Source organism: Geodermatophilus sp. SYSU D00867 (assembly GCF_054050315.1).
In genome coordinates this window covers 150,209-176,436 of record NZ_JBJGZC010000005.1, presented here as the reverse complement: position 1 = coordinate 176,436, position 26,228 = coordinate 150,209, and the positions used below count along the sequence as shown (strand labels likewise).

The following is a 26,228-nucleotide window of genomic DNA, read 5'->3' as shown; positions in this document are numbered from 1 at the left end:
CGTGACCGCCACCGTCGACACCATCCGCGAGACGACCCCGCCCGACCCCGGCGGGCGCGCGGCCGGCCGCGCGGTCGTCCTGCGCCACGGGCCGGTGTCGGTGCGGTTCCGGTGGCGGTCGGTCGTCGTGCCGCTGGTCGCGCTGGCCGTCGTCGTGCTGCTCGGGGCGGTCGCGCTGGGCCGGGGCGACTACCCGATCGCGGTCACCGACGTGCTGCGCACGCTCGTCGGAGCCGGCGAGCAGGGCCAGCGGTTCGTCGTGCTGGAGCTGCGGGCGCCACGGGTCGTCGTCGGCGCGCTGGTCGGGCTGGCGCTCGGCGTGGCCGGCGCCCTGTTCCAGACCTTCGCGCGCAACCCCCTGGCCTCACCGGACATCCTGGGGATCACCTCGGGGGCCTCGGTGGGCGCCGTCGTCGCGATCGTCGCCACCGGCACCTCGTCGGCCGGCGCGGTCCTCGGCGGCGTCGGCGTCCCGCTCGCGGCCCTCGCCGGGGCGCTGGGGGCCGGGCTGCTGCTGTTCCTGCTGGCCTACCGGTCCGGCGTCGACGGCTACCGGCTGGTCCTCGTCGGCGTCGCGGTGTCCTCGATCTCGCTGGCGGTGGTCGACTGGCTGCTCACCCGGGCGGCCATCTACGACGCCGCGGCCGCCTACGTCTGGATCGTCGGCTCGCTCAACGCCCGCACCTGGGGCCAGGCCGTGCCGCTGGCCGTGGCCCTCGCGGTGCTGGTGCCGCTGGCCCTCGCGGCGGGGCGGGTGCTCGGCGTGCTGCAGTTCGGTGACGACACCGCGCGCGGGCTGGGCGTCCGCCTGGCCGCGGCGCAGGCCGCCGTCGTCCTCGTCGCGGTCGTGCTGGTCGCCGCGTCGGTCTCGGCGGCCGGGCCGATCACGTTCGTCGCGCTGGTCGTCCCGCAGATCGCCGTCCGGCTGACCGGCGGCTCGCGCCCGCCCCTGCTGGCCTCGGGCCTGCTCGGCGCGGCGCTGGTCGTGCTGGCCGACCTGCTCACGCGCACCGTCCTGCCCGAGGCCCTGCCGGTGGGCATCCTCACCGCCGTCGTCGGCGCCCCGTACCTGCTCTGGCTGCTCGTCCGCGGGAGGCGGACCATCGCATGACGACTCCCACCACCGACGCGCCCCCGGTGCCCGCCGCCGCCGGCGAGGGCCGGGTGCGCCTGGCGGCCGAGGGGCTGCGCCTGGCCTACGACGACCGCGTCGTCGTCGACGGGCTGGACCTCGCGCTCACCGACGGCTCGTTCACCGCCGTCGTCGGGCCGAACGGCTGCGGCAAGTCCACGCTGCTGCGGGCGCTGGGCCGGCTGCTGCGCCCGGCGGCGGGTCAGGTGCTGCTCGACGGCCGGGCGATCGCCAGGACGCCGACCCGCGAGGTCGCCCGCGTACTCGGGCTGCTGCCGCAGACGCCGGTGGCCCCCTCGGGGCTCACCGTCGCCGACCTCGTGGCCCGCGGCCGCCACCCGCACCAGAGCTGGCTGCGGCAGTGGTCGACCGAGGACGAGGCGGTCGTCGCCGAGGCGCTGACCTGGACCGACATGGGCGACCTCGCCGACCGTCCGGTGGACGAGCTCTCCGGCGGCCAGCGGCAGCGGGCCTGGATCTCCATGGCGCTCGCCCAGGGCACCGACCTGATCCTGCTCGACGAGCCGACGACCTACCTGGACCTGTCGCACCAGATCGACGTCCTGGAGCTCGTGGCGCGGCTGCACGCCGAGCGGGGACGGACGGTCGTCGTCGTGCTGCACGACCTCAACCTCGCCGCCCGCTACGCGCAGCGGCTGGTGGCCATGCGCGACGGCGTCCTGGTCTCCTCCGGCACGCCGCACGAGGTGCTCACCGAGCAACTGCTCGCCGACGTCTTCGACCTCGAGGCCCGCGTGGTGCCCGACCCGGTGGCCGGCACCCCGATGGTCGTCCCGGTCCGACGGCTCCCCCGGTGAGCTGATGGAACGGCCCCGCTGCAGGGGCCCGCCGCGAGCGTGCGAGCGGTGGGGGGCAGCGGGGTCCTCCCTCAGTTCTCGGCGCGGCCCTCGCGCCAGTAGCCCATGAAGGCCACCGAGCGCCGGTCGACGCCGAGGTCGCCGACCAGGCGGCGGCGCAGCTGCTTGACCATCCCGGCCTCGCCGGCCAGCCAGGCGTAGCAGCCCGCCCCGGCCGCGGGGTCCTCGGGGACCTCCCACAGCAGGCCGGTGTCGAGGTCGACGTCCTCGGGGGTGGGCGCCGGCGCGGCGCAGATCCCCAGGTCCACCAGCGCGGCGTGCACCGCGGGTACCAGCAGCTCGCCGCGGGGGCGGTCGGCGCGGGCCAGCCAGCGCACCTGCACGCCCTCGGGCAGCCGCAGGTCCTGCAGGTCCCCGGCCTCGGGCACCTCGAGGACGGCGACGGCGCGGCGGCCGGGCGGCAGCGCCTCGAGGATCGCGCCGACGGCGGGCACCGCGGTCTCGTCGCCGGCGAGCAGCAGGCAGGAGGCCGTGGCCGGCGGTGCCCACTCGACGCCCCACGCGCGGCCGCGGCCGGGACGGTCGGGGCCCATGAGCACCATCGGGTCGCCCGGGCGGGCCTGCGCGGCCCAAGTGGCGGCCGGGCCGGCGTGCCCGTCGGCGACACCGTGCAGGACGACGTCGAGGTCGACCTCGGACCGCTCGGGGCGGGCCGCGCGCACGGTGTAGGTGCGCAGGACCGGGCGCCGCTCCTCGGCCAGCGCGCAGTAGGCGGGGTACCACTCGGCGCCGGCGGCCTGCAGCTCGGCCAGCGCGGTCGGGTCGGGGGCGAGGACGAGCTTGACCCGCTGGTCGTCCCCGGCCACGCCGAAGCCCTCGAGCTGCGGGCCGGTGAGCGTGATCCGCACCATCGACGGACCGAGGGAGCGGACGCGGGCGACGACGGTCTCGAAGAACAGCCACTGCGGCAGCTCGGCCACCGCCGCTGCCGGGGCCTCGGTCGTCGTCACGCGGGTCTCCGCTCCGCTCGGGGACGGCCCCTGCGGACCGCTTGTAAGGCAAGGCTAACCTCCCCTCGCCCGCAGGGGGAAGCCCCCTGCCCGAACCGGAGGAGGACCCCCGGTGTCCCGACCCCCGCGCCTGCTCGGCGCCTCCCTCGCGCTGGCGGCCCTGCTCGCCGCGAGCGCCTGCGCCGGATCCGGCACCGACGACGAGGCGGAGGCCGCGACGGGAGGCTGGTCGTTCACCGACGACGTCGGCACCACCGTCGAGCTCGACGCCGCGCCGGAGCGGGTGGCCGGCCTGAACGACGTCGCGTCGTCGCTGTGGAACCTCGGCATCGAGCCGGTGGCCACCTTCGGCCAGACCTCGGCCGCCGACGACGTCCAGTTCGAGGGCCGCGACCTCGACGGCGTGGAGATCGCCGGCGAGAGCTACGGGCAGATCGACCTCGAGGCGCTGGCCGCCGCCGACCCCGACCTGATCGTCACCACCGTCTACCCGGTGGACTCCGAGGGGACGCTGGACGACACCCAGCCCCTGTACGGCTTCGAGTCGCTGGAGCAGCAGGAGCAGGTCGCGCGGATCGCGCCGGTCGTGGCGATCGCCTGGCGCGGCTCGGCCGCCGACGTCATCGAGCGCACCGCCGAGCTCGCGGAGGCCCTCGGTGCGGACGTGGACGGCGACGAGGTCAGCGCGGCCCGGCAGGACTACGAGGACGCCTCCGCGGCGCTCACCGAGGCCGCGTCCTCCGGGGTCACCGTGCTGCCGGTGGCCGCCTACCCGGACGAGGGCTTCTACATGGCGAAGGCCCACGACGACCCGTCGCTGCGCCTGTACCAGGACCTCGGCGTGCAGTTCGTCGACCCGGGCGGCGACGGCTACTTCTGGCAGACCGCGAGCTGGGAGCAGGTGCCGCAGTACCGCAGCGACGTGATCCTCTACTCGCTGCGCGGCGCGATGACCCCCGAGGAGATGGCCGGCCAGCCGACCTACGGCCTGCTGCCGGCCGCGCAGGCGCAGCAGGTGCACCCGTGGGAGTACGTCGGCATGGACTACGCCGCCCAGGCCCGCTACATGGAGCGCCTGGCCGGCTGGCTGGCCGACTCCGACAAGGTGTCCTGAGGCGCGAGCGGCGCCGGCGCCTCGGGGACGGGCGCCGGCGCCGGGGCCGGCCGCGCGGCGGTGCGGGCGGTCTGGGCGAGCGCGATGCCGCCGAGCACCACCAACCCGCCGGCCACCTGCCAGCCGGTGAGCACCTGCTCCACCCACAGCCAGGCGACCACCGAGGCGAACACCGGCTCGACGGTGGCGACCAGCCCGGCCGTCGTCGGCGGCAGGTGGCGCAGCGCGGCGATCGACAGCCAGAACGGCGTGATCGCCCCGAGGACGACGATCCAGGCCACGAGCACCCACAGCGGCAGCTGCGCGGAGCCGAGCGAGACCGGCACCCGCTCCCCCAGCACGCCGGCGTCGAACGACGCGGTGAACGGGGCGACGACCGCCCAGAACAGCGCGGCGGCGACGAACGTCCAGGTGGTGAGCGCGACCGGGTCGCGGGTGGCCGTCCCGCGCTCGCCCATGAGGTAGTAGGTCGCCAGGCACACGGCGGCGGCCAGGCCCGCGGCGACGCCGAGCGGGTCCAGCGAGCCGCCGCCCTCCCACACCTGCGCGACGAGGACCAGCCCCGACAGCGACAGCGCCAGCGCCACCCAGATCCGGGGGCGCACGGGTTCCCGGCGCACCAGCCGGACCCACAGCGCGATCCCGACCGGCGCGGTCATCTCGAAGACCAGCGCGATGCCGACGGGCAGCCGGCCGATGGCCACGTAGTAGAGGAACTGCGTGAGCGCGACGCCGACCACGCCGAACACCGCGAGGAAGGGCACCTCGCGCCAGGTGAGCCGCAGCCGCCGCGGGGAGACGAGCGCCAGCGCGGCCAGCAGGCCGACCGCCGCCCCGCCGCAGCGCATCGCCGTCAGCCAGGTGGGCGGGACGCCGGCCTGCAGCGCGAGCGTGGAGACGGTGCCGTTGACGGCGAACAGCCCCGCCGCCGCCACGGTGGTCAGGTAGCCGATGGCTGGGCGGCGGGTGTGCGGCACCCGTCCGAGCGTAGTGGTCGTCGAGTCGTACGCCACCTACCGACGCGTCACTGGGCGTACGCCGGGTCCATCCACACGACCTCCCAGACGTGGCCGTCCGGGTCGGTGAAGCTCGAGCCGTACAGGAATCCGTGGTCCTGCGGCGGCATCCACTTGTCCCCGCCGGCACCGAGGGCCCGCTCGACCATCGCGTCGACCTCCTCGCGGCTGTCGCACGACAGCGCGTACAGCGCCGCCGTCCCCTGCCGCGGGTCGGCGATCCGCGTGCCCTCGGGGACGAAGCCGGCCATCTTCCCGCGGCTCAGCAGCTGCAGGCGGATCGTGTCGCTGACGACCACCGAGACCGACTCCTCGTCGCTGAACTGCTCGTCCACCGTGAACCCGAGGGCGGTGTAGAAGGCCCGGCCGGCCGCCACGTCGGCCACCGGCAGGTTGAGGAAGACCATGCGCACGGTCGCGCTCCCGTCGTCCGGGGCCCTCGGCCCGGGCCCGTCGAGGGGGGAGACGGCGCGGCCGGGCGGAACTCATCGGCCGCGCGTGGCTCCCGGGGAGGGCGGGCACCCTCGACGGCGTGACCGAACCCCGCCCCCCGTGGTCCCGACGGCGCCGCCGCCTGCTCCTCTGGCTGGGCGCGGGGGCCGTCGTCGGCGGGGTCGGGGCGCTCGTGCTGCCCGCGGAGTTCGGTGTCACCGCGGCCTACCTCGGGGCGCTGTGCGCGTTCCTGCTGGTCGCGGCGGCGGTGGTCTTCGTCGCCTTCCCCGGGCCGGACACCGCCGGCGCGCTGCTGCGGTCGACGCCGGTGGCCGGCGCGGTCCTCGTGGTGGGGGTCCTGATCTCGCTGTCGGCGGAGGGGCAGCCGCTGTGGTGGGTGGCCGCGGGAGTGGGCGCGGTGTGGCTGGTCTCCGCGCTGTGGCTGGCCCGCTCCGGCTGACCCGCGGGAGGGCCCCGACTCCGGCCGGGCGAGACTGCGGGACGTGCACCTGCCCTCCGCCTGCTACCTCCCGGACGGCGACGGCTACGTCGCGACCGCGCTGACCATCGGGCCGTGGGACCCGGGCCTCCAGCACGCCGGGCCACCGGCGGCGCTGCTCGCCCGCGAGGTCGAGCGCACCGGCGGCATCCCCGGCGGGCAGACGGTGCGGCTGGCCTACGACGTCCTCGGGCCGGTGCCGGTGGGACCGGTGCGGGTGGAGGCGCGGGTGCTGCGCCCGGGCCAGCGGATCGAGCTGGTGGAGGCCACGCTCACCGCGGGCGGGCGCACGGCGATGCGGGTGACCGCCTGGCGGATGCGCAGCCGCGACGCGGCGGACACCGCCACGCCCCCGCAGCCGGCCGCCGTCGGCCCGGAGGACGCCCGCCCGGCGGTGTTCGACGTGTTCCGCGAGGAGGTCGCCTACCACCGCGCGCTGGACTGGCGGGAGGCGTCGGGCTCGCTCACCGGCACCGGGCCGGCCGCGGCCTGGACCCGGCCGCTGTGCGCGCTGGTCGAGGGCGAGCCGATGACGCCGCTGGAGCACCTGCTGGTCATGACCGACGCGGCCAGCGGCATCTCCGCCGAGCTCCCGTGGGACCGGGCGACCTTCGCCAACGTCGACCTCGTCGTCGCGCTGTTCCGGCAGCCGGCGGGCGAGTGGCTGGGCATGGACGCGACGACGACGATCGGGCCCGGCGGCGTCGGGCAGTGCGCGGCCGAGCTGCACGACACCACGGGGCGGATCGGCCGCTCGGTCGCCTCGCTGTTCGTCGAGCCGAGGTAGCGGCAACTCCGAGCCGCACCGGGTTGGATGGGCACCGACCCCCACGAGCCACCGGAGGACCGGATCCCGCATGGCACCGTTCACCGACCTGCTCGACTGGCTGGCCGGCCGCGGCCTGGAGATCGTGCTGATCATCCTGGGCTCGGTCCTGGTGGCCCGGTTCGTCAGCTGGGTGGGCGACCGGATCACCAGCCGCATCGACGCCCGCTCCACCGGGGGTGACGTGCTGGTCCGCTCCGAGGCGGCCAAGCACCGGCACTCGCTCACCCAGGTCGTCACCTGGACGCTCATCGTGATGGTCTACGCGGTGGCGGCGTTCTACGTGCTCGACCGCCTCGGCGTGCCGGTCACCGGCCTGGTCGCCCCGGCCACCGTGCTCGGCGTGGGGCTCGGCTTCGGCGCGCAGCGGATCGTCGGCGACGTCCTGGCCGGGTTCTTCCTCATCACCGAGCGGCAGTACGGCTTCGGTGACGTCGTCTCGATCCAGGTGGTCGGCGGCGGCGACCCGGCCGACGGCACCGTCGAGGACGTCACGCTGCGGATCACCCGGCTGCGCTCGGCCGACGGCGAGGTGGTCACCATCCCGAACGGGCAGATCGTCAAGGTGGTCAACCTGTCCCGCGACTGGGCGCGCGCGGTGGTCGACGTCCCGGTGCCGACGACGGCCGACGTCACGCGGGTCAACGAGATCCTCCGCGAGGTGGGCCGGCAGGCCTTCGCCGACCCCGACCTGCGCCGCCTGCTGCTCGACGAGCCGAGCGTGATGGGCGTCGAGAGCATCGACCTCGAGCAGGTCAACGTGCGGGTGGTCGCCCGCACGCTGCCCGGCCGGCAGTTCGAGGTGAGCCGCGACCTGCGCGCCCGGATCGTGCTGGCCTTCGGCCACGCCGGCCTCAACGTGACCCCGGAGCCGGCACCCGCACCGGCGCCCGCCCCGGTCCGGCAGGGGGCGCAGCAGTGACCGTCCCGGGCGCGCCGCGTCCCGAGGAGACGGGCGGCGGCGACCCCGCCGGCCGCGGCCGCTTCGGCCTGTCGAACGTCTTCCGCCGCTCACCCGGGCACATCGGCCGGGCGCGCACCTCCACGCTGGTGCTGGCCGCGCTCTTCGTGGGCCTGGGCGTGCTCTACCTGTACGTGAAGCCGCCGGACCCGGCGACCGTCCCGGCCGGCGGCACGACGGAGGTCACCACCCCGGCGCCCGCGCCCGCGCCGGAGACGACGGCACCCCCGACGACTCCCGAGCCGGAGCCGACGACGCCGGAGGAGACGACGACGCCCGAGGAGACGACGGCGCCGACGCCGGTCCCGACGACCACCGCGCCGGCTCCCCCGACCCTGCCGACGACGACCACCCCGCGGACGACGGAGCCCGCGACGGAGACGCCGACGACGCAGCAGCCGCCGTCCCCCGCCGAGGAGCCCCCGCCGACGACGGACACCACCCCGACCACCTGACGCGGCGCGTGGACAGCCGATGTGAACGACGGTTAACGTCCGGGGCGGAGATCCCACACAGGAGGCACAACATGGCGGTGGCCGCGCCGGAGTCGTCGCGCGCCCGGCACGAGGACCTGGTCGCCGAGCTGCGCGAGCGGCTGGCCCGGCGCGCGCTCGGCGGCTCCGAGGCCGCCCGCGCCCGGCACGTCGAGCGCGGCAAGCTGCTCCCCCGCGACCGCGTCGCGCACCTGCTCGACCCCGGCAGCCCGTTCCTCGAGCTCTCGCCGCTGGCCGCCGAGGACATGTACGACGGCGACTCCCCCGGCGCCGGGATCATCACCGGCGTCGGCCGGGTCGCGGGCCGCCCGTGCGTCGTCGTCGCCAACGACGCCACGGTCAAGGGCGGCACCTACTACCCGGTGACGGTGAAGAAGCACCTGCGGGCGCAGGAGGTGGCGCTGCAGAACCGGCTGCCGTGCGTCTACCTCGTCGACTCCGGCGGCGCGTTCCTGCCGATGCAGGACGAGGTCTTCCCCGACCGCGAGCACTTCGGCCGGATCTTCTTCAACCAGGCCACGATGAGCGCCCGCGGCATCCCGCAGGTGGCCGCCGTCCTCGGCTCCTGCACCGCCGGCGGCGCGTACGTGCCGGCGATGGCCGACGAGTCGGTGATCGTCCGCGAGCAGGGCACGATCTTCCTGGGCGGGCCGCCGCTGGTGAAGGCCGCCACCGGCGAGGTGGTCAGCGCCGAGGACCTCGGCGGCGGCGACCTGCACAGCCGCGTCTCCGGCGTCACCGACCACCTGGCCGACGACGACGAGCACGCGCTGGAGATCGTCCGCGGCATCGTGTCCACGCTGGCCCCGCCCGCGCCGCCGGCCTGGGAGGTGGCCCCGCCGCGGGACGCCGTCCGCCCGCAGACCGACCTCTACGACCTGGTGCCGGTCGACCCCCGCACGCCCTACGACGTCCGCGACGTCGTCACCACGCTGGTCGACGGCGGCGAGCACCAGGAGTTCAAGGCCCTCTACGGGCCCACGCTGGTGACCACCTTCGCCCGGCTGCACGGGCACCCGGTCGGCATCGTCGCCAACAACGGCGTGCTGTTCGGGGAGTCCGCGCTCAAGGGCGCGCACTTCGTCCAGCTCTGCGACCAGCGGCGCATCCCGCTGCTGTTCCTGCAGAACATCACCGGCTTCATGGTCGGCCGCGACTACGAGGCCGGCGGCATCGCCAAGCACGGCGCCAAGATGGTCACCGCCGTCGCCTGCGCCCGGGTGCCCAAGCTGACCGTCGTCATCGGCGGGTCCTACGGCGCGGGCAACTACTCGATGTGCGGCCGGGCCTACTCCCCCCGCTTCCTGTGGATGTGGCCCAACGCCCGCATCTCGGTGATGGGCGGCGAGCAGGCCGCGTCGGTGCTGGCCACCGTCCGCCGCGACGGGCTGGCCGCCCGCGGCACCGACTGGCCCGCCGAGGAGGAGGAGGCGTTCAAGGCGCCGATCCGCGGCCAGTACGAGGCCCAGGGCAACCCCTACTACTCGACGGCGCGGCTGTGGGACGACGGCGTCCTCGACCCCGCCGACACCCGCACCGTCCTCGGCCTGGCGCTGTCCGCGTGCGCGCAGGCCCCCCTCGACGACGTCGCCTACGGCGTCTTCCGGATGTGACCGCCGTGTTCGACACCGTCCTCGTCGCCAACCGGGGCGAGATCGCCGTCCGCGTCGTCCGGACGCTGCGCCGGCTCGGCATCCGCTCGGTCGCCGTCTACAGCGACGCCGACGCCGGCGCCCCGCATGTCCGCGCCGCCGACGTCGCCTACCGGCTCGGCCCCGCCCCGGCCGCGGAGAGCTACCTGTCGGTGGAGCGCGTGGTCGAGGCGTGCCTCGCCACCGGCGCGCAGGCCGTGCACCCCGGCTACGGCTTCCTCTCGGAGAACCCGGCCCTGGCCGCCGCGCTGGCCGACGCCGGCGTCGTGTTCGTCGGCCCGCCGGCCGAGGCGATCCGGGTGATGGGCGACAAGATCACCGCCAAGAAGACCGTGGTCGCCTCGGGCGTGCCGGTCGTCCCCGGCATCGCCGAGCCCGGCCTCACCGACGACGACCTGGTGGCCGCCGCCCCCGGGATCGGGTTCCCGGTGCTGGTCAAGCCCTCGGCGGGCGGCGGCGGCAAGGGCATGCGGGTGGTCGAGGACGCCGCCGGCCTGCCCGCGGCGCTGGCGTCGGCCCGCCGGGAGGCGCGTGCGGCGTTCGGCGACGACACGCTGTTCCTCGAGCGGTTCGTGCAGCGGCCGCGGCACGTCGAGGTGCAGGTGCTCGCCGACGCGCACGGCGCGGTCGTGCACCTCGGCGAGCGCGAGTGCAGCCTGCAGCGGCGGCACCAGAAGGTGGTCGAGGAGGCGCCGTCGCCGCTGCTGGACGCGGCCACCCGCGAGCGGATCGGCGCGGCGGCCTGCGCCACCGCCCGCAGCGTCGGCTACACCGGCGCGGGCACCGTGGAGTTCATCGTGTCGGCCGACCGGCCCGACGAGTTCTTCTTCATGGAGATGAACACCCGGCTGCAGGTCGAGCACCCGGTCACCGAGCTGGTCACCGGCCTGGACCTGGTCGAGCAGCAGCTGCGGGTGGCGGCCGGGGAGCCGCTGCCGTTCACCCAGGACGACGTCGCGCTGACCGGCTGGGCGGTCGAGGCGCGGGTCTACGCCGAGGACCCCGCCCGCGGCTTCCTGCCCACCGGCGGGCGGGTGCTGGCGCTGGCCGAGCCCGCCGGCGCCCGCGTGGACTCCGGTGTCGCCGCCGGCACCGTCGTCGGCTCGGACTACGACCCGATGCTGGCCAAGGTGGTCGCCGCCGGCCCCGACCGCGCCACGGCACTGGCCGCGCTGGACCGGGCGCTCGCGGAGACCGCGGTGCTCGGCGTGACCACCAACGTCGGGTTCGTGCGGTCGCTGCTCGCCGAGCCCGCGGTCCGCGCCGGGGACCTGGACACCGCGCTGCTCGACCGGTTCGCCGCCGCCTGGGAGCCGCCCGCCGTCCCCGACGACGCCGTCCTCGCCGCCGCCGCGCACGTGTGGCTGGCCGCCTGGGCCGCCGCCGACCCGGCCGACCCGTGGAGCGCGCCCACCGGCTTCCGCGCCGGCGCGCCGTCCGCGCCGTTCGTCGTCCGGCTGGAGGCCGGCGGCCGGCAGCGGACGGTGACGCTGACCGGCACGCCCGCCGCCGCGCGCGCCGGCCTCGACGGCGCCGACGCCGGGCCGCTGAGCTGCGCGCCCGAGGACGGCGGCCTGGCGCTGGTGCGCGCGGGCGTGCGGTCGCACTGCCGGGTGGCCGAGGACGGCGACGCGCTGTTCGTGCACGCCGGCGGCGCCGACTGGCCGCTGCGCCGGGCCCGGCGGCCGGTGCTGCGGCCGGACGCCGCCGCGCACGCCCCCGAGCTGACCAGCCCGATGCCCGGCACGGTGATCGCCACCCCGGCGTCCGGCGGGCAGCCGGTCGGCGCGGGCGACCCGGTGGTCGTCGTCGAGGCGATGAAGATGGAGCACACGCTGCGCGCCCCGGCCGACGGCGTCGTCGACCTGCTCGTCGCCCCCGGCGACCGCGTCGCCCTCGACCAGGTGCTGGCCCGGCTCACCCCGGCCTGAGTTCCGCGGCCAGGGGTGCGCCGGGTCGGGAGGTCCCGACTGCGTGCCGCCCGGGACCGCGACGGGCCGCGACGGGGACCAGCCCGGCACGGGTCGCTCGATCGGCCCTACGCGGGCACCGGCCGCGACGCCAGGATGGAGGTCCGGAGATCGTCCAGGGCACGGTGCCGGGCGCCGGCCAGCGACGGTTCCGCCGTGGCCCGGGCGACCTGGAGCGGCACGCCCCGCGGCTGGTGTGCCAGCGCCTCCGACACGGCCCTCACGACGGCGGGACGCGGGCCCCACGTACCACCGAGGACGATGAGCCGGGGGTCGGTGAGCGCGACGACGGCCCCGAGTACGCCGCAGATCGCCTCCGCCAGGGCGGCGAGCACGCGGCCCGGCCGGTCACCGGGAGCGTCGACCACGCCCAGCAGGGCGTCGACGTCGACGGCGGTGGAGTCCGGCCGGCGCAGCTGCAGCTCGGCGAAGACCTCGGTGAAGGCGACGGCGCGGCCGTCGGGGCTGCGAGTGAGCACGTGGGCGATCTCGCCGGCGAGGCCGCCGTGCCCGCGGCGGACCTCGCCGTCGGCGACGACGGCGCAGCCGAGTCCCTCACCCAGGTACAGGTACGCGAAGTCCTCGAGCTCCCCCGGGGCCGCGGCCGCGCGCTCGGCGCGGGCGGCCCAGTTGACGTCGTTGTCCACGGTCACCGGCCCGGCGACCAGCGGGGCGAGGACCTCGACCGGGGAGAGCTCACCGACCAGGAACGGCGCGTCCGGCAGGTGCACCAGCCGGCCCGAGCCCCGGTCGACCGGGTCGGCGGCGCTGACCACGGCCGACCGGGCCGGGCCCGGGCCGCCGTCCACGGCGCGGCGGGCCGCCGCCCGCAGCGCCCGAGCCACCTGGTCCGGCTGCGCGGGGCGGCCGACCGCCTCGGCCTCCCGGGCGACGACCCGGCCGTGGACGTCGACGGCCTCGGCGACGACACCCTCCGGGGCGATGCCGAGGACCAGGGCGACCCCGAGGTCGCCGGCGAGCGCGTAGTACGTGCCGATCCGGCCGCGGCCGGTGGTGCGCTCACCGGTGTCGCGCAGCAGCCCCGCCTCGGTCAGCCGGCGCACGCTCTCGCCGACGGTGGGCTTGGAGATGCCGGTGCGGGCGGCGATCTCGGCGCGGGTCAGCCGGCCCCGGTCGATCAGCGCGCGGAGGACGTGCTCGTCGGTCAGCGAGCGGAGCAGCTCCAGCGACGGCTTGGCCGGGGTCATGCGGACGAGTCTAGTAAGGACTGTTGCCTGGAACGCGCGGCTGCTCTAGGGTCCCACTCAAGTAAGGAGTCCTTCCTGAACGGAGTGAGCACCGTGACCCTCACCGCCTCCCCCACCCCGTACGCGCGGCACCTGCCGCCGCTGCCGCACTGGGAGACCCCCCCGGAGGACCTGAAGGCCGCGATCCGGGAGATCAAGCCGGCGCTGCGGGCGCGCATCGCCGCCTCCGGTCGCACGGTGGAGGAGGTCTTCGCCGTCGTCGAGGCCCGCATCGCCGCCGCGGTCGCCGAGATCGAGGCGGCGAAGGCGCGCGGTGAGCAGATCTGGCCGGTTCTCGACTACGCCGACATCGAGGCGGGACGGTCTCCGCCGACGAGCTCGCGACGCTCCGCCGCCGCGGCTGCCTGGTCGTCCGCGGGCACTTCCCCCGCGAGCAGGCGCTGGCCTGGGACGCCGGCATCGTCGACTACGTCGAGAGCAACCGCTTCTTCGAGGACTACCGCGGCCCGGGCGACGACTTCTTCGGCAGCGTCGGCTCCAAGCCCGAGATCTACCCCGTCTACTGGTCCCCGCCCCAGATGGAGGCCCGGCAGAGCGACCGCATGGCCCGGGTGCAGGGCTTCCTCAACGCGCTGTGGACGTCCGAGTCCGACGGCGTCCGGTGGTTCGACCCGGACCGCGACTCGCTCTACCCCGACCGCATCCGCCGCCGCCCGCCGGGCGCGGACTCCGGCGGCCTGGGCACCCACCTCGACCCCGGCACGCTCGACCTGTGGATGACCGAGGCCTACCAGAAGGCCTTCCGGCACCTGTTCGACGGCACCGTCGAGGCCTACGACCCGTACGACGCCGCCTACCGCACCGCCGGCCCGCAGTACCCCGGCTCCACCATGTGCTCGGCGTTCCGCACCTTCCAGGGGTGGACCGCGCTGTCGGACATGGACCACGACCAGGGCGTGCTGCACACCGTGCCGATCCCCGAGGCGATGGCCTACCTGATGCTGCGCCCGCTGCTGCCCGACGTCCCCGACGACGACATGTGCGGCGTCACCACCAACCAGGTCTTCCCGGCCAGCGAGAAGTGGCACTCCCTGCTGCTGCGCGCCGCCAGCGGCATCCCCGACGTCCGCGCCGGCGACTCCGTCTGGTGGCACTGCGACATGATCCACTCGGTCGCCCCGGTCACCGACCAGCAGGGATGGGGCAACGTCATGTACGTCCCCGCCGCCCCCTGGTGCCCGCGCAACGAGGCCTACGCCGCCTCCGTGCGTGACGCGTTCCTCACCGGCTCCAGCCCCACCGACTTCCCCGCCGAGCACTACGAGCGCACCTGGGCGAACCGGTTCACCCCCGACCAGCTCAACGACACCGGCCGGCGCGGGCTCGGCCTCGCCTGACCCACCCCCGCCCGAGCCGCGGCGCGGCAGGATGCCCGGCATGGTGCTGGGGCTGCGACGACCGGTCGTGCAGGCGCCGATGGCCGGCGGGCCGTCGACGGTGGAACTGGCCGCGGCGGTGTCCGGGGCCGGTGGCCTGGGCTTCCTCGCCGCCGGCTACCGGACGCCGGACGCGGTGCGCGAGGAGGTCCGCGCCGTCCGGGCGCGGACCCGGGAGCGGTTCGGCGTCAACGTCTTCGTCCCGGGGCCGCCCGCCGACGAGGGCGCCCTGCGCCGCTACGCCGAGCGGCTGCGGCCCGAGGCGCGGCGGTGGGGCGTGGACCTCGGCGAGCCCCGCGCCGACGACGACGCGTGGGAGGCCAAGGTCGCCGTCCTCGCCGAGGAGCGGGTGCCAGTGGTGTCGTTCACCTTCGGCCTGCCGCGGCCGGACATGGTCGCCGCGCTGCACGACGCCGGCGCCACCGTGCTGGTCACCGTCACCTCGCCGGAGGACGCCCTCCCCGCCCGCGACGCCGGCGCGGACGCGCTGGTGGTGCAGGGGGTCGAGGCCGGCGGCCACCGCGGCGGCCTCCGCGACGAGGACGGGGCGGGCGAGTACGGGCTGCTGCCGCTGCTGCGGCTGGTCGCCCGGGCGGTGGACCTGCCGATGGTCGCCGCCGGCGGGATCGTCGACGGCCCCTCGGTCGCGGCGGTGCTCGTCGCGGGCGCGGAGGCCGCGCAGCTGGGCACGGCGTTCCTGCTGTGCCCCGAGGCCGGGACCGGCGCGGCGCACCGGGCGGCGCTGGGCGCCGGCCGGCCGACGGCGCTCACCCGCGCGTTCAGCGGCCGGCGCGCCCGCGGGCTGGTCAACCGCTTCCTCGCCGAGCACACCGCCGCGGCTCCGGCCGCCTACCCGCACGTCCACCACCTGACGACGCCGTTGCGCGCGGCGGCCCGGCAGGCCGGCGACCCGGAGGCCATCAGCATGTGGGCCGGGCAGGCGTACGCGCTGGCCGAGGCGCTGCCCGCCGGGGAGCTGGTCGCCCGCCTCGCCGACGACGCCGCGGCCGCCCTCGCGCACCCCCGGCCCAGCACCTCCTGACCGGGCGCTAGGGTTCCGCGCAGGCTCACGAGAGGCAGCGACAAGTACCTGGCTGGCTGCCCGGCAACCTCTCCTCCGTCCGAGGTGCTCCCAGGGGAAGAGCCGGCCGCGCGGCGCCCGCCGCGCGGCAAGACGGAGCCCTCCGTGCGCCGCGGGGTCTCCGCGAGCGAGAGGAGACGGCGCCGTGCCCGACCAGCAGAGCTGGAGCTTCGAGACCCGGCAGATCCACGCCGGGACCAGCCCCGACCCCACCACCGGGGCCCGCGCCCTGCCGATCTACGCCACGACCAGCTACCAGTTCCGCGACGCCCAGCACGCCGCCGACCTGTTCGCGCTGGCCGAGATGGGCAACATCTACACGCGGATCATGAACCCGACGCAGGACGCGCTCGAGCAGCGCGTGGCCTCCCTCGAGGGCGGCGTCGCCGCGCTCGCGGTGGCCAGCGGCCAGGCCGCCGAGACCCTGGCGATCCTCAACGTCGCCGAGGCCGGCAGCCACGTCGTCGCCTCGGCGTCGCTGTACGGCGGCACCTACAACCTGCTGCACCACTCGCTGCCCAAGCTCGGCGTCGAGGTGTCCTTCGTCGAGGACCCCGACGACCCGGAGAACTGGCAGTCGCTGGTCCGCGAGAACACCAAGGCGTTCTACGGGGAGTCGATCGGCAACCCGAAGGGCGACGTCCTCGACATCTCCGCGGTGTCGGAGGTGGCGCACCGCAACGGCGTGCCGCTGATCGTCGACAACACCATCGCCACGCCGTTCCTCGTGCGCCCGCTCGAGCACGGCGCCGACGTCGTCGTCCACTCGGCCACCAAGTACCTCGGCGGCCACGGCACCGCGATCGCCGGGGTCATCGTCGACGGCGGCAACTTCGACTGGACCCGCGGCCGGTTCCCCGGCTTCACCACGCCGGACCCGACCTACCACGGCGTCGTCTACGCCGACCTCGGCGCGCCCGCCTACGCGCTCAAGGCCCGGGTGCAGCTGCTGCGCGACCTCGGCCCGGCGATCAGCCCGTTCAACGCGTGGCTGGTCGTGCAGGGCATCGAGACCCTGTCGCTGCGCATGGAGCGGCACGTGGCCAACGCCCAGCGGGTGGCCGAGTTCCTCGAGGCGCACGACGAGGTGGAGTCGGTGCACTACGCCGGCCTGCCGTCCTCGCCGTGGCACGCCGCCCAGCAGCGCTACGCCCCGCGCGGCGCCGGCGCGGTGCTGGCGTTCGAGATCCGCGGCGGCGTCGAGGCCGGCAAGCGCTTCGTCGAGGCGCTGGAGCTGCACAGCCACGTGGCCAACATCGGCGACGTCCGCAGCCTGGTCATCCACCCGGCGTCGACGACCCACTCGCAGCTGACGCCGGAGGAGCAGCGGACCACGGGCGTCACGCCCGGCCTGGTGCGCCTGGCCGCCGGACTGGAGGGGATCGAGGACATCCTCGCCGACCTCGAGGCCGGCTTCCGCGCCGCGAAGGGCGCCTGACGTGGGCGGGGTGCGGGACCTCCCGGGGTCCCGCACCCCGCCGCGCACCGGCGGGTGGCGCGACGGCGACCCCGCCGGGGACCGGCTGTTCCTGGACCTGGACGGACCGGTCCGGCTCGAACGCGGCGGGGTGCTGCCCGGCGTCCGGGTGGCCTACGAGACCTGGGGCACGCTCGCCCCCGACGGCGGCAACGCGGTGCTGGTCGAGCACGCGCTCACCGGCGACAGCCACGTCACCGGTCCGGCCGGGCCCGGCCACCCGACGCCGGGCTGGTGGGCGTCGCTGGTCGGACCGGGCGCGGCGCTGGACACCGACCGGTTCTTCGTCGTCTGCGCCAACGTGCTCGGCGGGTGCCAGGGGACGACCGGCCCGTCCTCGACCGCGCCCGACGGCCGGCCGTGGGGACCGCGGTTCCCCGAGGTGACCGTCGGCGACCAGGTGCTGGTCGAGGCGGCGCTGGCCGACACGCTCGGCATCGACCGGTGGGCCGCCGTCGTCGGCGGGTCGATGGGCGGGATGCGGGCGCTGGAGTGGGCGGTCGCGCTGCCCGACCGGGTGGCCGGGCTGTTCTTCCTCGCCTCGGGCGCGGCGGCCACCGCCGACCAGATCGGCACCCAGACCACCCAGCAGGCCGCGATCCGCGCCGACCCGGTCGCCGGGCTCGGCGTCGCCCGGCGGATCGCGCACCTGACCTACCGCAGCGCGTTCGAGCTGGAGGAGCGCTTCGGCGCGGCCGTGCAGGCCGACGGCCGGTTCGCCGTCGCCTCCTACCTGGACCACCACGCCGACAAGCTCACCCGCCGCTTCGACCCCGGCAGCTACCTGGTGCTCACCGAGGCGATGAACACCTGGGACGTCGGCCGCGGCCGGGGCGGGGTGGAGGTGGCGCTGGCCCGGGTGACCGCGCGGGCGGTGGTGGCCGGCGTCGACTCCGACCGGCTCTACCCGCTGGAGCTGCAGCGGCGGGTGGCCGACGCGCTCGGGGTGCCGCTGCGGGTGGTGTCCTCGCCGTACGGGCACGACGGCTTCCTCATCGAGGCGGCCGCCGTCGGCGCGCTCCTCCGCGAGCTGCTCGACGCCTGACGGGGCCGGGGTCCCGGAGCCAGGGCCCCGGGCCCGGTCCGCCGGGATCCCGGGCTCCCGACAGACTGGGCCCGTGGACGACGACCTCGACGCCCTGCGGCCGGCCTGCGACCGCGCCCTGACCGGCCACGGCCCCCAGCGCGCCGCCGACCTGCTGGCCACCATCCCGCCGGACACCGCGCTGGACCGGTACGGCGCGGGCGGCGTCGTCGCGGAGCTCGAGGCGGAGGTCGCGCAGCTGCTGGACAAGCCGGCCGCGGTCTACCTGCCCAGCGGGACGATGGCGCAGCAGGCGGTGCTGCGGGTGCACGCCGGGCGCAGCGGCCGCGCCACCGTCGTCGCCCACCCCGAGTGCCACCTGTTCCGGCACGAGGGCGGCGCGCTGGCGCGGCTGCAGGGCCTGGTCGAGCGCCCGGTCGGCGACCGGCACCGGATGCTGCTGCGCGCCGACCTCGACGGCGTCGCCGAGCCGCCGGCCGCGCTGGTCGTCGAGCTGCCGCAGCGGGACCTGGGCGGTCCGCTGCCGCCGTGGGACGACGTCGTCGAGCAGGCCGCGTGGGCGCACGACGTGCACTCGGTGGCCCACCTCGACGGCGCCCGGCTGTGGGAGGCCGCCGCCGGCTACGAGATGCCGCCGTCGGACGTCGCGGCGCCGTTCGACACCGTCTACGTCAGCTTCTACAAGGGGGTCGGCGCGCTGGCCGGGTGCTGCGTGGCCGGGCCCGCGGACGTCGTCGCCGAGGTCCGGGAGTGGCGCGGGCGGATGGGCGGCACGCTGTTCGGCCTGTGGCCGGGCGCGGCCTCGGCACTGTCGTGCCTGCGCCGCCGGCTGCCGCTGTTCCCCGCCTACCTCGAGCGGGCGCGGGAGGTCGCCGAGACCGTCCGCGGCCTGCCCGGGGTGCGGGTGGTGCCCGACCCGCCGCAGACGCCGATGCTGCACCTGCTGCTGTCGACCACCCCGGACGCCTTCCGCGCTGCCGCCCGCGCGCTCGCCCAGGAGGGGCTGTGGACCTGGGCGCGGGCAGGCGTCACCGGCGACCCCACCGTGGTGCGGGTCGAGCTCCCGGTGGGCGACGCGACGCTGGCGCTGTCCCTCGACGAGGTCCGCGACGCCGTCGCCCGCCTCGCCGGCGCCGTCTGAGGTGACGTGATGGGCCGCCCTCCAGGGGGCCCGCGCCGAGCGTGCGAGGCGTGGGGGGAAGGGTGGTCCTTCGTCAGTCGGCGGCGTCGCCGGGGGTGTAGCCGGCCGGCGGCAGCGGACGGCGCACCACCGGCCGCACCTTCCGCGCCGCGTCGAGCCGCTCGGTGTAGCTGGCCGCGTTGAGCCGGATGTGCGCGAGGTCGTCGTCGGTGGTCGGCCGCAGCACCTTCGCCGGGACGCCGGCCACCAGCGACCCCGGCGGCACGACCGTCCCCTGGGTGACGACGGCGCCCGCGGCCACGATGGACCCCGACCCGATGTGCGCGCCGTTCATGACGATGCTGCCCATGCCGACCAGCACGTCGTCGTCGACGCGGGCGCCGTGCAGGACGACGCGGTGCCCGACGGTGACGCCGCGGCCGAGGACCAGCGGGAAGCCGGGGTCCGAGTGCAGGGTGCTGCCGTCCTGCACGTTGGAGCCCTCGCCGATCTCGATGACCTCGTGATCGGCCCGGGCGACCGCGCCGTACCAGATGCTGGAGCGCGGTCCCATCGTGACCGCGCCGACCACCACCGCCGTCGGCGCGACGAAGGCCTCCTCGTCGATGGCCGGGGCGCCGAAGGGCAGTTCCGCGATGTAGTTGTCCGCCACGGCGTCCACCCCAGCACACCCGGAGCCCCGTCGGCGCGGGCAGGATCACCCCGTGTCCGCTTCCCTGCCGCCGCTGCCCACCACGGTCGTCGGGAGCCTGCCCCAGCCCGGGTGGCTCATCGACCACGACCGGCTGGCTCACCAGTTCCCGCCCCGGGTCCGCGCCCGGGAGCTGTGGCGGCCGGCGCCGGACCTGCTGGAGGAGGCGCAGGACGACGCGACGCTGCTGGCGGTCCGCGCCCAGGAGGCGGCCGGCCTGGACCTGGTCGGCGACGGCGAGCAGCGGCGGGAGTCCTACTCGAACCACTTCGCCACCGCGCTCGACGGGGTCGACGTCGACACCCCCGGCACGGTGCTCAACCGCTCCGGGAAGCCGATCCCGGTGCCGCGGGTGGTCGGCGAGCTCCGCCGCCGCGGCCCGATCCAGGCGCGCGACGTGCGCTTCCTCCGCGCCGCCACCGACCGGCCGGTCAAGATCACGCTGCCCGGCCCGTTCACCATGGCGCAGCAGGCGCAGGACGAGCACTACGGCGACGACCGCGCCCTGGCGCTGGCCTACGCCGACGTCGTCCGCGAGGAGATCGCCGACCTGTTCGCCGCGGGCGCCGACGTCGTGCAGATCGACGAGCCGTGGCTGCAGGCCCGGCCGGAGGTGGCCCGCCGCTACGGCGCCGAGGCGGTGACCCGCGCGGTGGAGGGCGCGCCCGGTCCGGTGCACCTGCACCTGTGCTTCGGCTACGCGGCCATGGTGAGCGAGCGCCCGGAGGGCTACTCGTTCCTGCCCGAGCTGGCCGACACCCCGGTCGACACGGTGTCGGTGGAGACGGCGCAGTCGCACCTGGACCCGGCGCAGCTGCGGCCGCTGCGCGGCAAGGGCATCGCCCTCGGCGTCCTGGACCTGTCCACGCCGGAGGTGGAGACGCCGGAGGTGGTGGCCGACCGCGTGCGGCGGGCCCTGGACGACGTCGACGTCGCGCGGCTGGTCCTCACCAGCGACTGCGGCCTCAAGTACCTGCCGCGGGCGTCCGCCGAGGGCAAGATGCGGTCGCTCGCGCGGGCGGCGGAGGTGCTCCGCACGGAGCTCTGAACGCGGGATCAGGGCGTGCGGACGCTCCACCGGTCGAGGAACTCCCCGGGGCCGACGGCGTCGAGCTCGTCCCGGATCGCGGCCAGCAGGTGTCCCGGCGCGTGCGGGTCCTCGGCGGGCACCCGCAGGACCTCCCCGCCGTCGGCGCGGCGGCGCACCACCACGTCGTGCACCGTCGGCGCGGGGACCAGCCCCTGGGCGAGCTCGGCGGCGAGGGCACCGGTGACGCGGACCCAGTGCCGCAGCCGCCCGCCCGGCCGGGGCTCGAGGTCGGCGGCGTAGACCTCACCGGCCCGGACGGCGTCGGTGCTCCCCACGCCGACAGGGTGGCGCACCGGGGGACGTCCCGGTCAGGATCCCGGCGTGACCCTGCCGACCGACCTGCCGGTCCGGGCCTTCCCCGACCAGGCCGCGTTCGAGGCGTGGCTGGAGGCCGAGCACGCCACCGCGCCGGGCTGCTACGTGAAGCTGGCGAAGAAGGGCGCGGGCGTGCCCTCGCTGACCCGCGACGAGATGGTCGAGTCGCTGCTGTGCTTCGGCTGGATCGACGGCCGCAGCAACAGCGTGGACGACCACTGGTACCTGACCCGGGTCACGCCACGGCGGCCGCGCAGCGTGTGGTCGCAGAAGAACGTCGGCATCGTCGCCGGGCTCGTCGCGGCCGGCCGGATGCGGCCCGCGGGTCTGGCGCAGGTGGAGGCGGCGCAGGCCGACGGCCGCTGGGACCGCGCCTACGCGGGCCCGGCCACCATCACCGTCCCCGACGACCTCGCCGAGGCGCTGGCCGCCGAGCCCGCCGCGCAGGAGGCGTTCGCGGGGCTGGACGGCACCAACCGCTACGCCGTCCTGTGGCGGGTGCACACCGCCGCCACCCCGGCCACGCGGGCGAAGCGGATCGCGGCCCTGGTGACGATGCTCGCGGAGGGCCGCCTGCTGCACTAGCCGAGGGGGTCGGCGTCCTCGGGGGCCACGCCGGGGCGCTCGCGCCAGAAGCGGGCGTCGCGCCACCGCCACAGCAGCATGAGGCCGATCCCGGCCACCATGATCCCGACGCCGATCACCAGCGGCGGGCCGAGGCCGAGCCAGGCCTGGCCGGTGTAGCTGTTCGCCGGGTCGGCGAGGTCGCGCACGGAGAGCACCAGCAGCCAGCCGAGCATCGCCGCCCCGACCAGCGGACCGACGCCGAGCAGCAGCGCGTCGCGCACGCTGCGGGCCAGCCGGCGGCGGAAGTACCAGGCGCAGGCCAGGCCGGTGAGCCCGTAGTACAGCGCGATCAGCAGCGACAGCGCGGTGATCGAGTCGAACAGCGCGTTCTCGCTGACCAGGTGCACGCCGACGTACCAGGCGACCGCCACGCCGGCGACCCACCAGGTGGAGACGTCCGGCGTCCGGAACCGCTCGGACACCGACCCGAACCGCGCCGGCAGCGCCGCCCGCCGCGCCATCGACAGGCCGGTGCGCGAGGCCGGGATGATCGTCGTCTGCGTGGAGGCGATCGCCGAGGTGGCGACGGCGGCCAGCACCACCCAGTCCCAGCCGCCCAGCGCCTGCGTGGACAGCAGCGCGAAGACCGCCTCCTCCTCGTCGGCGTTGCCGGCCAGCCAGGACGTCCCCGCGAAGGAGACGACGGCGACCGCGACGCCGACGTAGGTGAGCAGCAGGACCACCGTCGACAGCACGCCGGCCCGGCCCGGGGCGACCCGCGGGTCGGTGGTCTCCTCGGTCAGGTTGACCGCCGACTCCCAGCCCCAGTAGGCGAAGACGCCGAGCAGGAGACCGCCGGTGAGCGCGGCGCCGCCGGCGCCGAAGGGGTCCAGCCAGTCCCAGGACGGCGTCAGCCCGCCGAAGGGCGAGTCGCCCCGGACGCCGCGGACGACCGCGACGACGGCGAACACCAGCAGCGCCGCGGTCTGGGCGAGGATCAGCCCATTCTGCAGCCGGGCGGAGATCTCGGTGCCGAGCACGCAGATCGCCGACATGACGACGACCAGCAGCACGCTCAGCGCGACGACCGCGGGCGTGGAGTCGGCCAGGGCGTCCAGGCCCAGCACCAGCAGGGTGAACCGGACGCCGACCTCGGCCAGCGACCCGACCACCAGGACGCCGGTCATGGTGATCGCCCAGCCGCCGATCCAGCCCGCCGTCGGGCCGAAGGCGCGGGTGACCCAGGAGAACGTCGTCCCGCAGTCCGGGTCGGCCCGGTTGAGCGCGGCGAACGCGCCGGCGATGAGCAGCATCGGCACGAACGACGCCAGCATCACGCCGGGGGCGTGCACCCCGACCAGGGCGACGACGGGGCCGATGACCGCCGCCAGCGAGTAGGCCGGCGAGGTCGCGGCCAGGCCGATGACCAGCGAGTCGAGGAAGCCGATGGCCTCGGGCCGCAGGGCGGGTTCCTCACGCGGCAGTGCCCGGGTCACGGACGGCAACGGTACGGCCCGCCCCGGGGGACGGCGCGCCCGGCGGGCGCTAGGCCACGCGGACGGCGCCGCGGTACCCCGACTGGTCGACGCTGGTCACCGCGACCGGCTGGCCGTAGGTGCGCGCGTGCACCATCTTGCCGTCGCCGATGTAGAGGCCGACGTGGCTGACCGGCGAGTAGAAGTAGACGATGTCCCCGGGCATGAGGTCCGCCCGCGCCACCGGCGTCCCCAGCGTCGACTGCGCCTTGCTCGAGTGCGGCAGCGCGATGCCGGCGGCGGCGTAGGCGTAGGAGGTCAGCCCGGAGCAGTCGAAGCCGTCGGGTCCCGAGGCGCCCCACACGTAGGGGTCCCCGATCTGGGCCAGCGCCGTCTGCACGGCGATCGCGGCGGCGGGGCCGGGGGCGGCGGCCGCGGCGGCGGCCGCCGACGGCGCGTCGAGGACGGGGCCGGCCAGTGCGGTGGTGACGCGGGCCTGCTCGGCCGCCGTCAGCCGCTCGAAGTCGGCCTCGTACGCGTCGGCCTGCGCCCGGACCTGCGCCTGCTGGTCGTGCAGGGCGGTCAGCGCGGCGGTGGCCTCGGCGGCCGCGGCGTCGGCGTCGGCCCGGGCCTGCTCGGCCGCGGCCTGGGCGGCGGCCACCTCGGTGAGGACGCCGTCGGTGTGGTCGGCGATGAGGTCGATCATGGTCATCTGGGCGACGAGGTCGTCGGCGGAGTCGCTGCCCAGGAAGGCGGCCACGCGGGACCGGGTGGTGCCGGTGTAGCCGCTCTGCGCGATGGCGCGGATGGCCGGGGCGTACTGCGCGAGCGTCGCCTCGGCGGTGTCGGCGGCGGCGTCGGCGGCGGTGGCGGCCTGCTGCTGCGCGGCGACCGCGAGCTCGGCCTGGTGCACCTGCTCGTCGAGGGCGGTCAGCTGCCGGCCGGTCTCCTCGACCAGCTGCGCGGCCTCCGCGGCGGTGGCCGGCGGCGTGCCGGGCTCGGCGGAGGCGGACGAGGGGGCGAGCACGAGGGCCACCAGGCCGGTGGCGGCGACGACCGCACCCGTCCAGCGCCGTCCCGTCGTCCGGTTGCGCTGCACGATCGGCCTCCCCCTGCCGCCTCCCGGCGGCGCTCCCCTGGTCTCGTCTCGGTACGGACCGTAGGGAGGTCGTCAGCGGAGCGTGTGCAGGGCGCGCGGTACCCGGGGCGGACGGGACCCCACGCTCCCCGTCCGTCCCACCCGTCCCGGCCGTCGCGCGACCGGGCCGGTCCTGTCAGGGGGAGGTGCTGCGGCGGCGGTCGGGGGCGAGCGGGACCAGCGCGTCGGACACCACGCCGGTGACGAGGGAGTACAGGGCCTTGCCGGCGACGTCGACGACGCGGTCCTGCCGCGACCAGGTCCACGGCGGGTCGCCGACGCCGGTGGCGTTCTCCAGCGTCTGGTCGGTGGCCAGCCGGACGGAGGTGTGCCAGACCGAGGCGCGCCAGCCGCGCAGGCCGCTGGCCGACCAGATCCCGCGGAGCGCGCCGACGGCGGCCCCGGTGCCCCAGTGCATGAGGTGGTTGCGCACGAACGGCCGCTCGGACCCGGGCGGGCGGCGCCGGGTGGCCAGCGCGGTGAGCGTGCGGGCCGGCACGTAGGAGTCCGGCCGGCCGGTCACCTGCTGCTCCACCTTCTCGGCCAGTGTCATCGCCGCGGTGCCGGCCAGGCCGGCCAGGGCACCGCGCATCGCAGCTCGTCCCAGCACGGGGTCCGCATACCCCGCGGGGGGGGGGGGGGCCCGGGGCGCCCCCGCGCGCGGCGGCGGGGGCTCACCCCCCCCCCCGCCCCCCCCCGCGCCCCCTCGCGGGGGGGGGGCCGGGGGGGGGCGCCGAACGGCGCCCGCCCCGCGGGCCGGTGTCCGTACGCCCCCTCCGCAGGGCCCCGCCGCGAGCCTGCGAGCGGCGGGGGGCAGGGGGGTCCTCCCTCAGCCGGCGAGCGGCTCCTCGGCGTCGAGCCCGGCCACGCGCTGCAGGTCGCGCAGGACGGCGGACAGCTCGTCGGCGGTCCACGGCTCGCAGCAGTCGCAACCGTCCTCGTCGAAGCACCGCAGCCCCAGCGTGCCGCCGGCCTGGTCCTCGTCGATGGCCAGGTGCCCGCCCATCGGCGAGCGGTGGCAGGCGCAGGCGGAGGCGCACAGCCCGATGCCCCACCCGGAGACGACGATCGTGCGGCCGTCGTCCCAGATCTTGCCCACCTGGAACACGGAGGGCTTCTGGTTGCGGGTCATGGCGTGCTCCCCTCGCGCCCCCGGGGACCCGGGGGCTCTCTGCTGTCCGCCGGAAAAATATCCGGGATCCGTGTTTGGGGGGAGCAGCTGTGCGGTATGGGCGCCCCTCGCCACTCCTGCGTCACAGCCGCCCCACGAGCCCCCGTCGGGACGCGCCGCCAGTGCGCGAGGACCCCGCACCGGGCGGCCACGAGGGTCGCTCCCGCGGTCCCGGGATGCTGCAGGACCGCGGGAGCACGGACTCGACCCGAGGAGCCGGTCCTCTCGCGGCGTTCGCGGTGCTCCTGCGGTGTCGCGGCACCGCAGGAGCACGCAGGACACCGCAAGAGCCGACGTCGATGCGCAGTGCAGACATTCCCCGAGCCGGCCGCTGGGGCGCTGTTCGATGTTCTGGGGTGGTGCAGGCCCTCAGGAGCACAGGGAGGACCCCAGGAGGTGGGCTCCCGCGGTGTTCCCGGTGCTCCTGCGGTGTCGCGGCACCGCAGGAGCACGCGGAGCACCGCACGAG

26 protein-coding genes and 1 riboswitch are annotated in these 26,228 nt (G+C 76.4%); of the genes, 16 read left to right on the top strand and 10 right to left on the bottom strand.

The window, feature by feature from the left end; all coding sequences use genetic code 11:
• Nucleotide 1: 1 nt before the first annotated feature.
• Nucleotides 2-1,111, top strand: a complete 1,110-nt coding sequence (locus tag ACI8AK_RS06665) for a FecCD family ABC transporter permease (protein WP_387992295.1) — start codon at nucleotides 2-4, stop codon at nucleotides 1,109-1,111.
• On the top strand, nucleotides 1,108-1,950 hold the full coding sequence (locus tag ACI8AK_RS06660) for an ABC transporter ATP-binding protein (RefSeq protein WP_456903837.1): 843 nt from the start codon (nucleotides 1,108-1,110) through the stop codon (nucleotides 1,948-1,950). The genes ACI8AK_RS06665 and ACI8AK_RS06660 overlap by 4 nt, the downstream gene beginning before the upstream one ends.
• A 71-nt stretch (nucleotides 1,951-2,021) precedes the next feature.
• Here the strand turns inward: ACI8AK_RS06660 and ACI8AK_RS06655 are convergent, their stop codons facing one another.
• On the bottom strand, nucleotides 2,022-2,960 hold the full coding sequence (locus tag ACI8AK_RS06655; protein ID WP_387992301.1) for a siderophore-interacting protein: 939 nt from the start codon (nucleotides 2,958-2,960) through the stop codon (nucleotides 2,022-2,024).
• A 112-nt stretch (nucleotides 2,961-3,072) separates the two neighbouring features.
• Here ACI8AK_RS06655 and ACI8AK_RS06650 point away from each other — a divergent pair, with 112 nt between their 5' ends.
• Nucleotides 3,073-4,074 carry an ABC transporter substrate-binding protein gene (locus ACI8AK_RS06650; RefSeq protein WP_456903840.1) on the top strand — a complete coding sequence of 334 codons (1,002 nt, stop codon included), beginning with the start codon at nucleotides 3,073-3,075 and terminating at the stop codon, nucleotides 4,072-4,074.
• On the opposite strand, the gene ACI8AK_RS06645 is transcribed toward ACI8AK_RS06650, so the two are convergent.
• Both ACI8AK_RS06645 and ACI8AK_RS06640 read right to left on the bottom strand, forming a co-directional pair.
• The gene (locus ACI8AK_RS06645; RefSeq protein WP_456903842.1) at nucleotides 4,023-5,051 is read right to left on the bottom strand and encodes an EamA family transporter; all 1,029 of its coding nucleotides are present in this window, start codon (nucleotides 5,049-5,051) and stop codon (nucleotides 4,023-4,025) included. The genes ACI8AK_RS06650 and ACI8AK_RS06645 overlap by 52 nt on opposite strands.
• 47 nt (nucleotides 5,052-5,098) lie before the next feature.
• Nucleotides 5,099-5,497 carry a VOC family protein gene (locus ACI8AK_RS06640; protein ID WP_387992426.1) on the bottom strand — a complete coding sequence of 133 codons (399 nt, stop codon included), beginning with the start codon at nucleotides 5,495-5,497 and terminating at the stop codon, nucleotides 5,099-5,101.
• A 125-nt stretch (nucleotides 5,498-5,622) separates the two neighbouring features.
• On the opposite strand from ACI8AK_RS06640, the gene ACI8AK_RS06635 reads away from it, so the two are divergent.
• The 6 genes from ACI8AK_RS06635 (at nucleotide 5,623) to ACI8AK_RS06610 (ending at nucleotide 11,885) form a co-directional block, all read left to right on the top strand.
• Nucleotides 5,623-5,982, top strand: a complete 360-nt coding sequence (locus ACI8AK_RS06635; RefSeq protein ID WP_387992310.1) for a hypothetical protein — start codon at nucleotides 5,623-5,625, stop codon at nucleotides 5,980-5,982.
• Between the two features lie 43 nt (nucleotides 5,983-6,025).
• Nucleotides 6,026-6,808, top strand: coding sequence for a thioesterase family protein (locus ACI8AK_RS06630; RefSeq protein WP_456903845.1), 783 nt, complete (start codon nucleotides 6,026-6,028; stop codon nucleotides 6,806-6,808).
• 70 nt (nucleotides 6,809-6,878) lie between these two features.
• Entirely contained in the window at nucleotides 6,879-7,769 is an 891-nt protein-coding gene (locus ACI8AK_RS06625; RefSeq protein ID WP_387992316.1) for a mechanosensitive ion channel family protein, read from the top strand.
• Complete coding sequence (locus ACI8AK_RS06620; RefSeq protein ID WP_387992319.1) at nucleotides 7,766-8,263, top strand: hypothetical protein; 498 nt, start codon at nucleotides 7,766-7,768, stop codon at nucleotides 8,261-8,263. Before ACI8AK_RS06625 ends, ACI8AK_RS06620 begins: the two co-directional genes overlap by 4 nt.
• Before the next feature lie 71 nt (nucleotides 8,264-8,334).
• Nucleotides 8,335-9,915: a carboxyl transferase domain-containing protein gene (locus ACI8AK_RS06615; protein ID WP_456903849.1), complete on the top strand. Its 1,581-nt coding sequence runs from the start codon at nucleotides 8,335-8,337 to the stop codon at nucleotides 9,913-9,915.
• Nucleotides 9,916-9,920: 5 nt separating this feature from the next.
• Nucleotides 9,921-11,885 (top strand): acetyl/propionyl/methylcrotonyl-CoA carboxylase subunit alpha, encoded by a 1,965-nt coding sequence (locus ACI8AK_RS06610; RefSeq protein ID WP_456903852.1) that lies wholly within the window; start codon nucleotides 9,921-9,923, stop codon nucleotides 11,883-11,885.
• A 107-nt stretch (nucleotides 11,886-11,992) separates the two neighbouring features.
• On the opposite strand, the gene ACI8AK_RS06605 is transcribed toward ACI8AK_RS06610, so the two are convergent.
• A complete protein-coding gene (locus tag ACI8AK_RS06605; RefSeq protein WP_456903854.1) occupies nucleotides 11,993-13,132 on the bottom strand; it encodes an ROK family transcriptional regulator in 1,140 nt (379 codons plus the stop codon).
• A gap of 323 nt (nucleotides 13,133-13,455) precedes the next feature.
• Between ACI8AK_RS06605 and ACI8AK_RS06600 the strand changes: the two genes are divergently transcribed.
• From ACI8AK_RS06600 to ACI8AK_RS06580, 5 genes are all read left to right on the top strand, one after another.
• Nucleotides 13,456-14,529, top strand: coding sequence for a YbiU family protein (locus ACI8AK_RS06600; protein WP_456955612.1), 1,074 nt, complete (start codon nucleotides 13,456-13,458; stop codon nucleotides 14,527-14,529).
• 40 nt (nucleotides 14,530-14,569) lie between these two features.
• The gene (locus tag ACI8AK_RS06595; protein ID WP_456903856.1) at nucleotides 14,570-15,610 is read left to right on the top strand and encodes an NAD(P)H-dependent flavin oxidoreductase; all 1,041 of its coding nucleotides are present in this window, start codon (nucleotides 14,570-14,572) and stop codon (nucleotides 15,608-15,610) included.
• A 23-nt stretch (nucleotides 15,611-15,633) separates the two neighbouring features.
• Nucleotides 15,634-15,750: riboswitch (SAM riboswitch) on the top strand.
• A 44-nt stretch (nucleotides 15,751-15,794) separates the two neighbouring features.
• Entirely contained in the window at nucleotides 15,795-17,087 is a 1,293-nt protein-coding gene (locus tag ACI8AK_RS06590; protein ID WP_387992337.1) for a bifunctional o-acetylhomoserine/o-acetylserine sulfhydrylase, read from the top strand.
• A 10-nt stretch (nucleotides 17,088-17,097) separates the two neighbouring features.
• Nucleotides 17,098-18,171, top strand: coding sequence for a homoserine O-acetyltransferase MetX (gene metX / locus ACI8AK_RS06585; RefSeq protein WP_456955576.1), 1,074 nt, complete (start codon nucleotides 17,098-17,100; stop codon nucleotides 18,169-18,171).
• A gap of 73 nt (nucleotides 18,172-18,244) precedes the next feature.
• Nucleotides 18,245-19,312: a threonine aldolase family protein gene (locus ACI8AK_RS06580; protein ID WP_456903861.1), complete on the top strand. Its 1,068-nt coding sequence runs from the start codon at nucleotides 18,245-18,247 to the stop codon at nucleotides 19,310-19,312.
• A 73-nt stretch (nucleotides 19,313-19,385) separates the two neighbouring features.
• Here the strand turns inward: ACI8AK_RS06580 and ACI8AK_RS06575 are convergent, their stop codons facing one another.
• Entirely contained in the window at nucleotides 19,386-19,973 is a 588-nt protein-coding gene (locus ACI8AK_RS06575) for a gamma carbonic anhydrase family protein (RefSeq protein WP_387992346.1), read from the bottom strand.
• A 43-nt stretch (nucleotides 19,974-20,016) separates the two neighbouring features.
• Here ACI8AK_RS06575 and ACI8AK_RS06570 point away from each other — a divergent pair, with 43 nt between their 5' ends.
• Nucleotides 20,017-21,051, top strand: a complete 1,035-nt coding sequence (locus ACI8AK_RS06570) for a uroporphyrinogen decarboxylase family protein (protein ID WP_387992349.1) — start codon at nucleotides 20,017-20,019, stop codon at nucleotides 21,049-21,051.
• Nucleotides 21,052-21,059: 8 nt separating this feature from the next.
• Here ACI8AK_RS06570 and ACI8AK_RS06565 read toward each other — a convergent pair whose 3' ends face one another.
• Nucleotides 21,060-21,368 carry a hypothetical protein gene (locus ACI8AK_RS06565; protein WP_387992352.1) on the bottom strand — a complete coding sequence of 103 codons (309 nt, stop codon included), beginning with the start codon at nucleotides 21,366-21,368 and terminating at the stop codon, nucleotides 21,060-21,062.
• 46 nt (nucleotides 21,369-21,414) lie between these two features.
• On the opposite strand from ACI8AK_RS06565, the gene ACI8AK_RS06560 reads away from it, so the two are divergent.
• Nucleotides 21,415-21,993, top strand: coding sequence for a YdeI/OmpD-associated family protein (locus ACI8AK_RS06560; protein ID WP_456955574.1), 579 nt, complete (start codon nucleotides 21,415-21,417; stop codon nucleotides 21,991-21,993).
• Here the strand turns inward: ACI8AK_RS06560 and ACI8AK_RS06555 are convergent.
• From ACI8AK_RS06555 to ACI8AK_RS06540, 4 genes are all read right to left on the bottom strand, one after another.
• Nucleotides 21,990-23,471 (bottom strand): APC family permease, encoded by a 1,482-nt coding sequence (locus ACI8AK_RS06555; RefSeq protein WP_456903866.1) that lies wholly within the window; start codon nucleotides 23,469-23,471, stop codon nucleotides 21,990-21,992. The two genes, ACI8AK_RS06560 and ACI8AK_RS06555, sit on opposite strands and share 4 nt — an antisense overlap.
• 49 nt (nucleotides 23,472-23,520) lie before the next feature.
• On the bottom strand, nucleotides 23,521-24,549 hold the full coding sequence (locus tag ACI8AK_RS06550) for a C40 family peptidase (RefSeq protein ID WP_387992361.1): 1,029 nt from the start codon (nucleotides 24,547-24,549) through the stop codon (nucleotides 23,521-23,523).
• Between the two features lie 175 nt (nucleotides 24,550-24,724).
• Nucleotides 24,725-25,180 (bottom strand): hypothetical protein, encoded by a 456-nt coding sequence (locus ACI8AK_RS06545; protein ID WP_456955572.1) that lies wholly within the window; start codon nucleotides 25,178-25,180, stop codon nucleotides 24,725-24,727.
• A gap of 237 nt (nucleotides 25,181-25,417) precedes the next feature.
• A complete protein-coding gene (locus ACI8AK_RS06540) occupies nucleotides 25,418-25,720 on the bottom strand; it encodes a hypothetical protein (protein WP_387992366.1) in 303 nt (100 codons plus the stop codon).
• Nucleotides 25,721-26,228 lie beyond the last annotated feature (508 nt).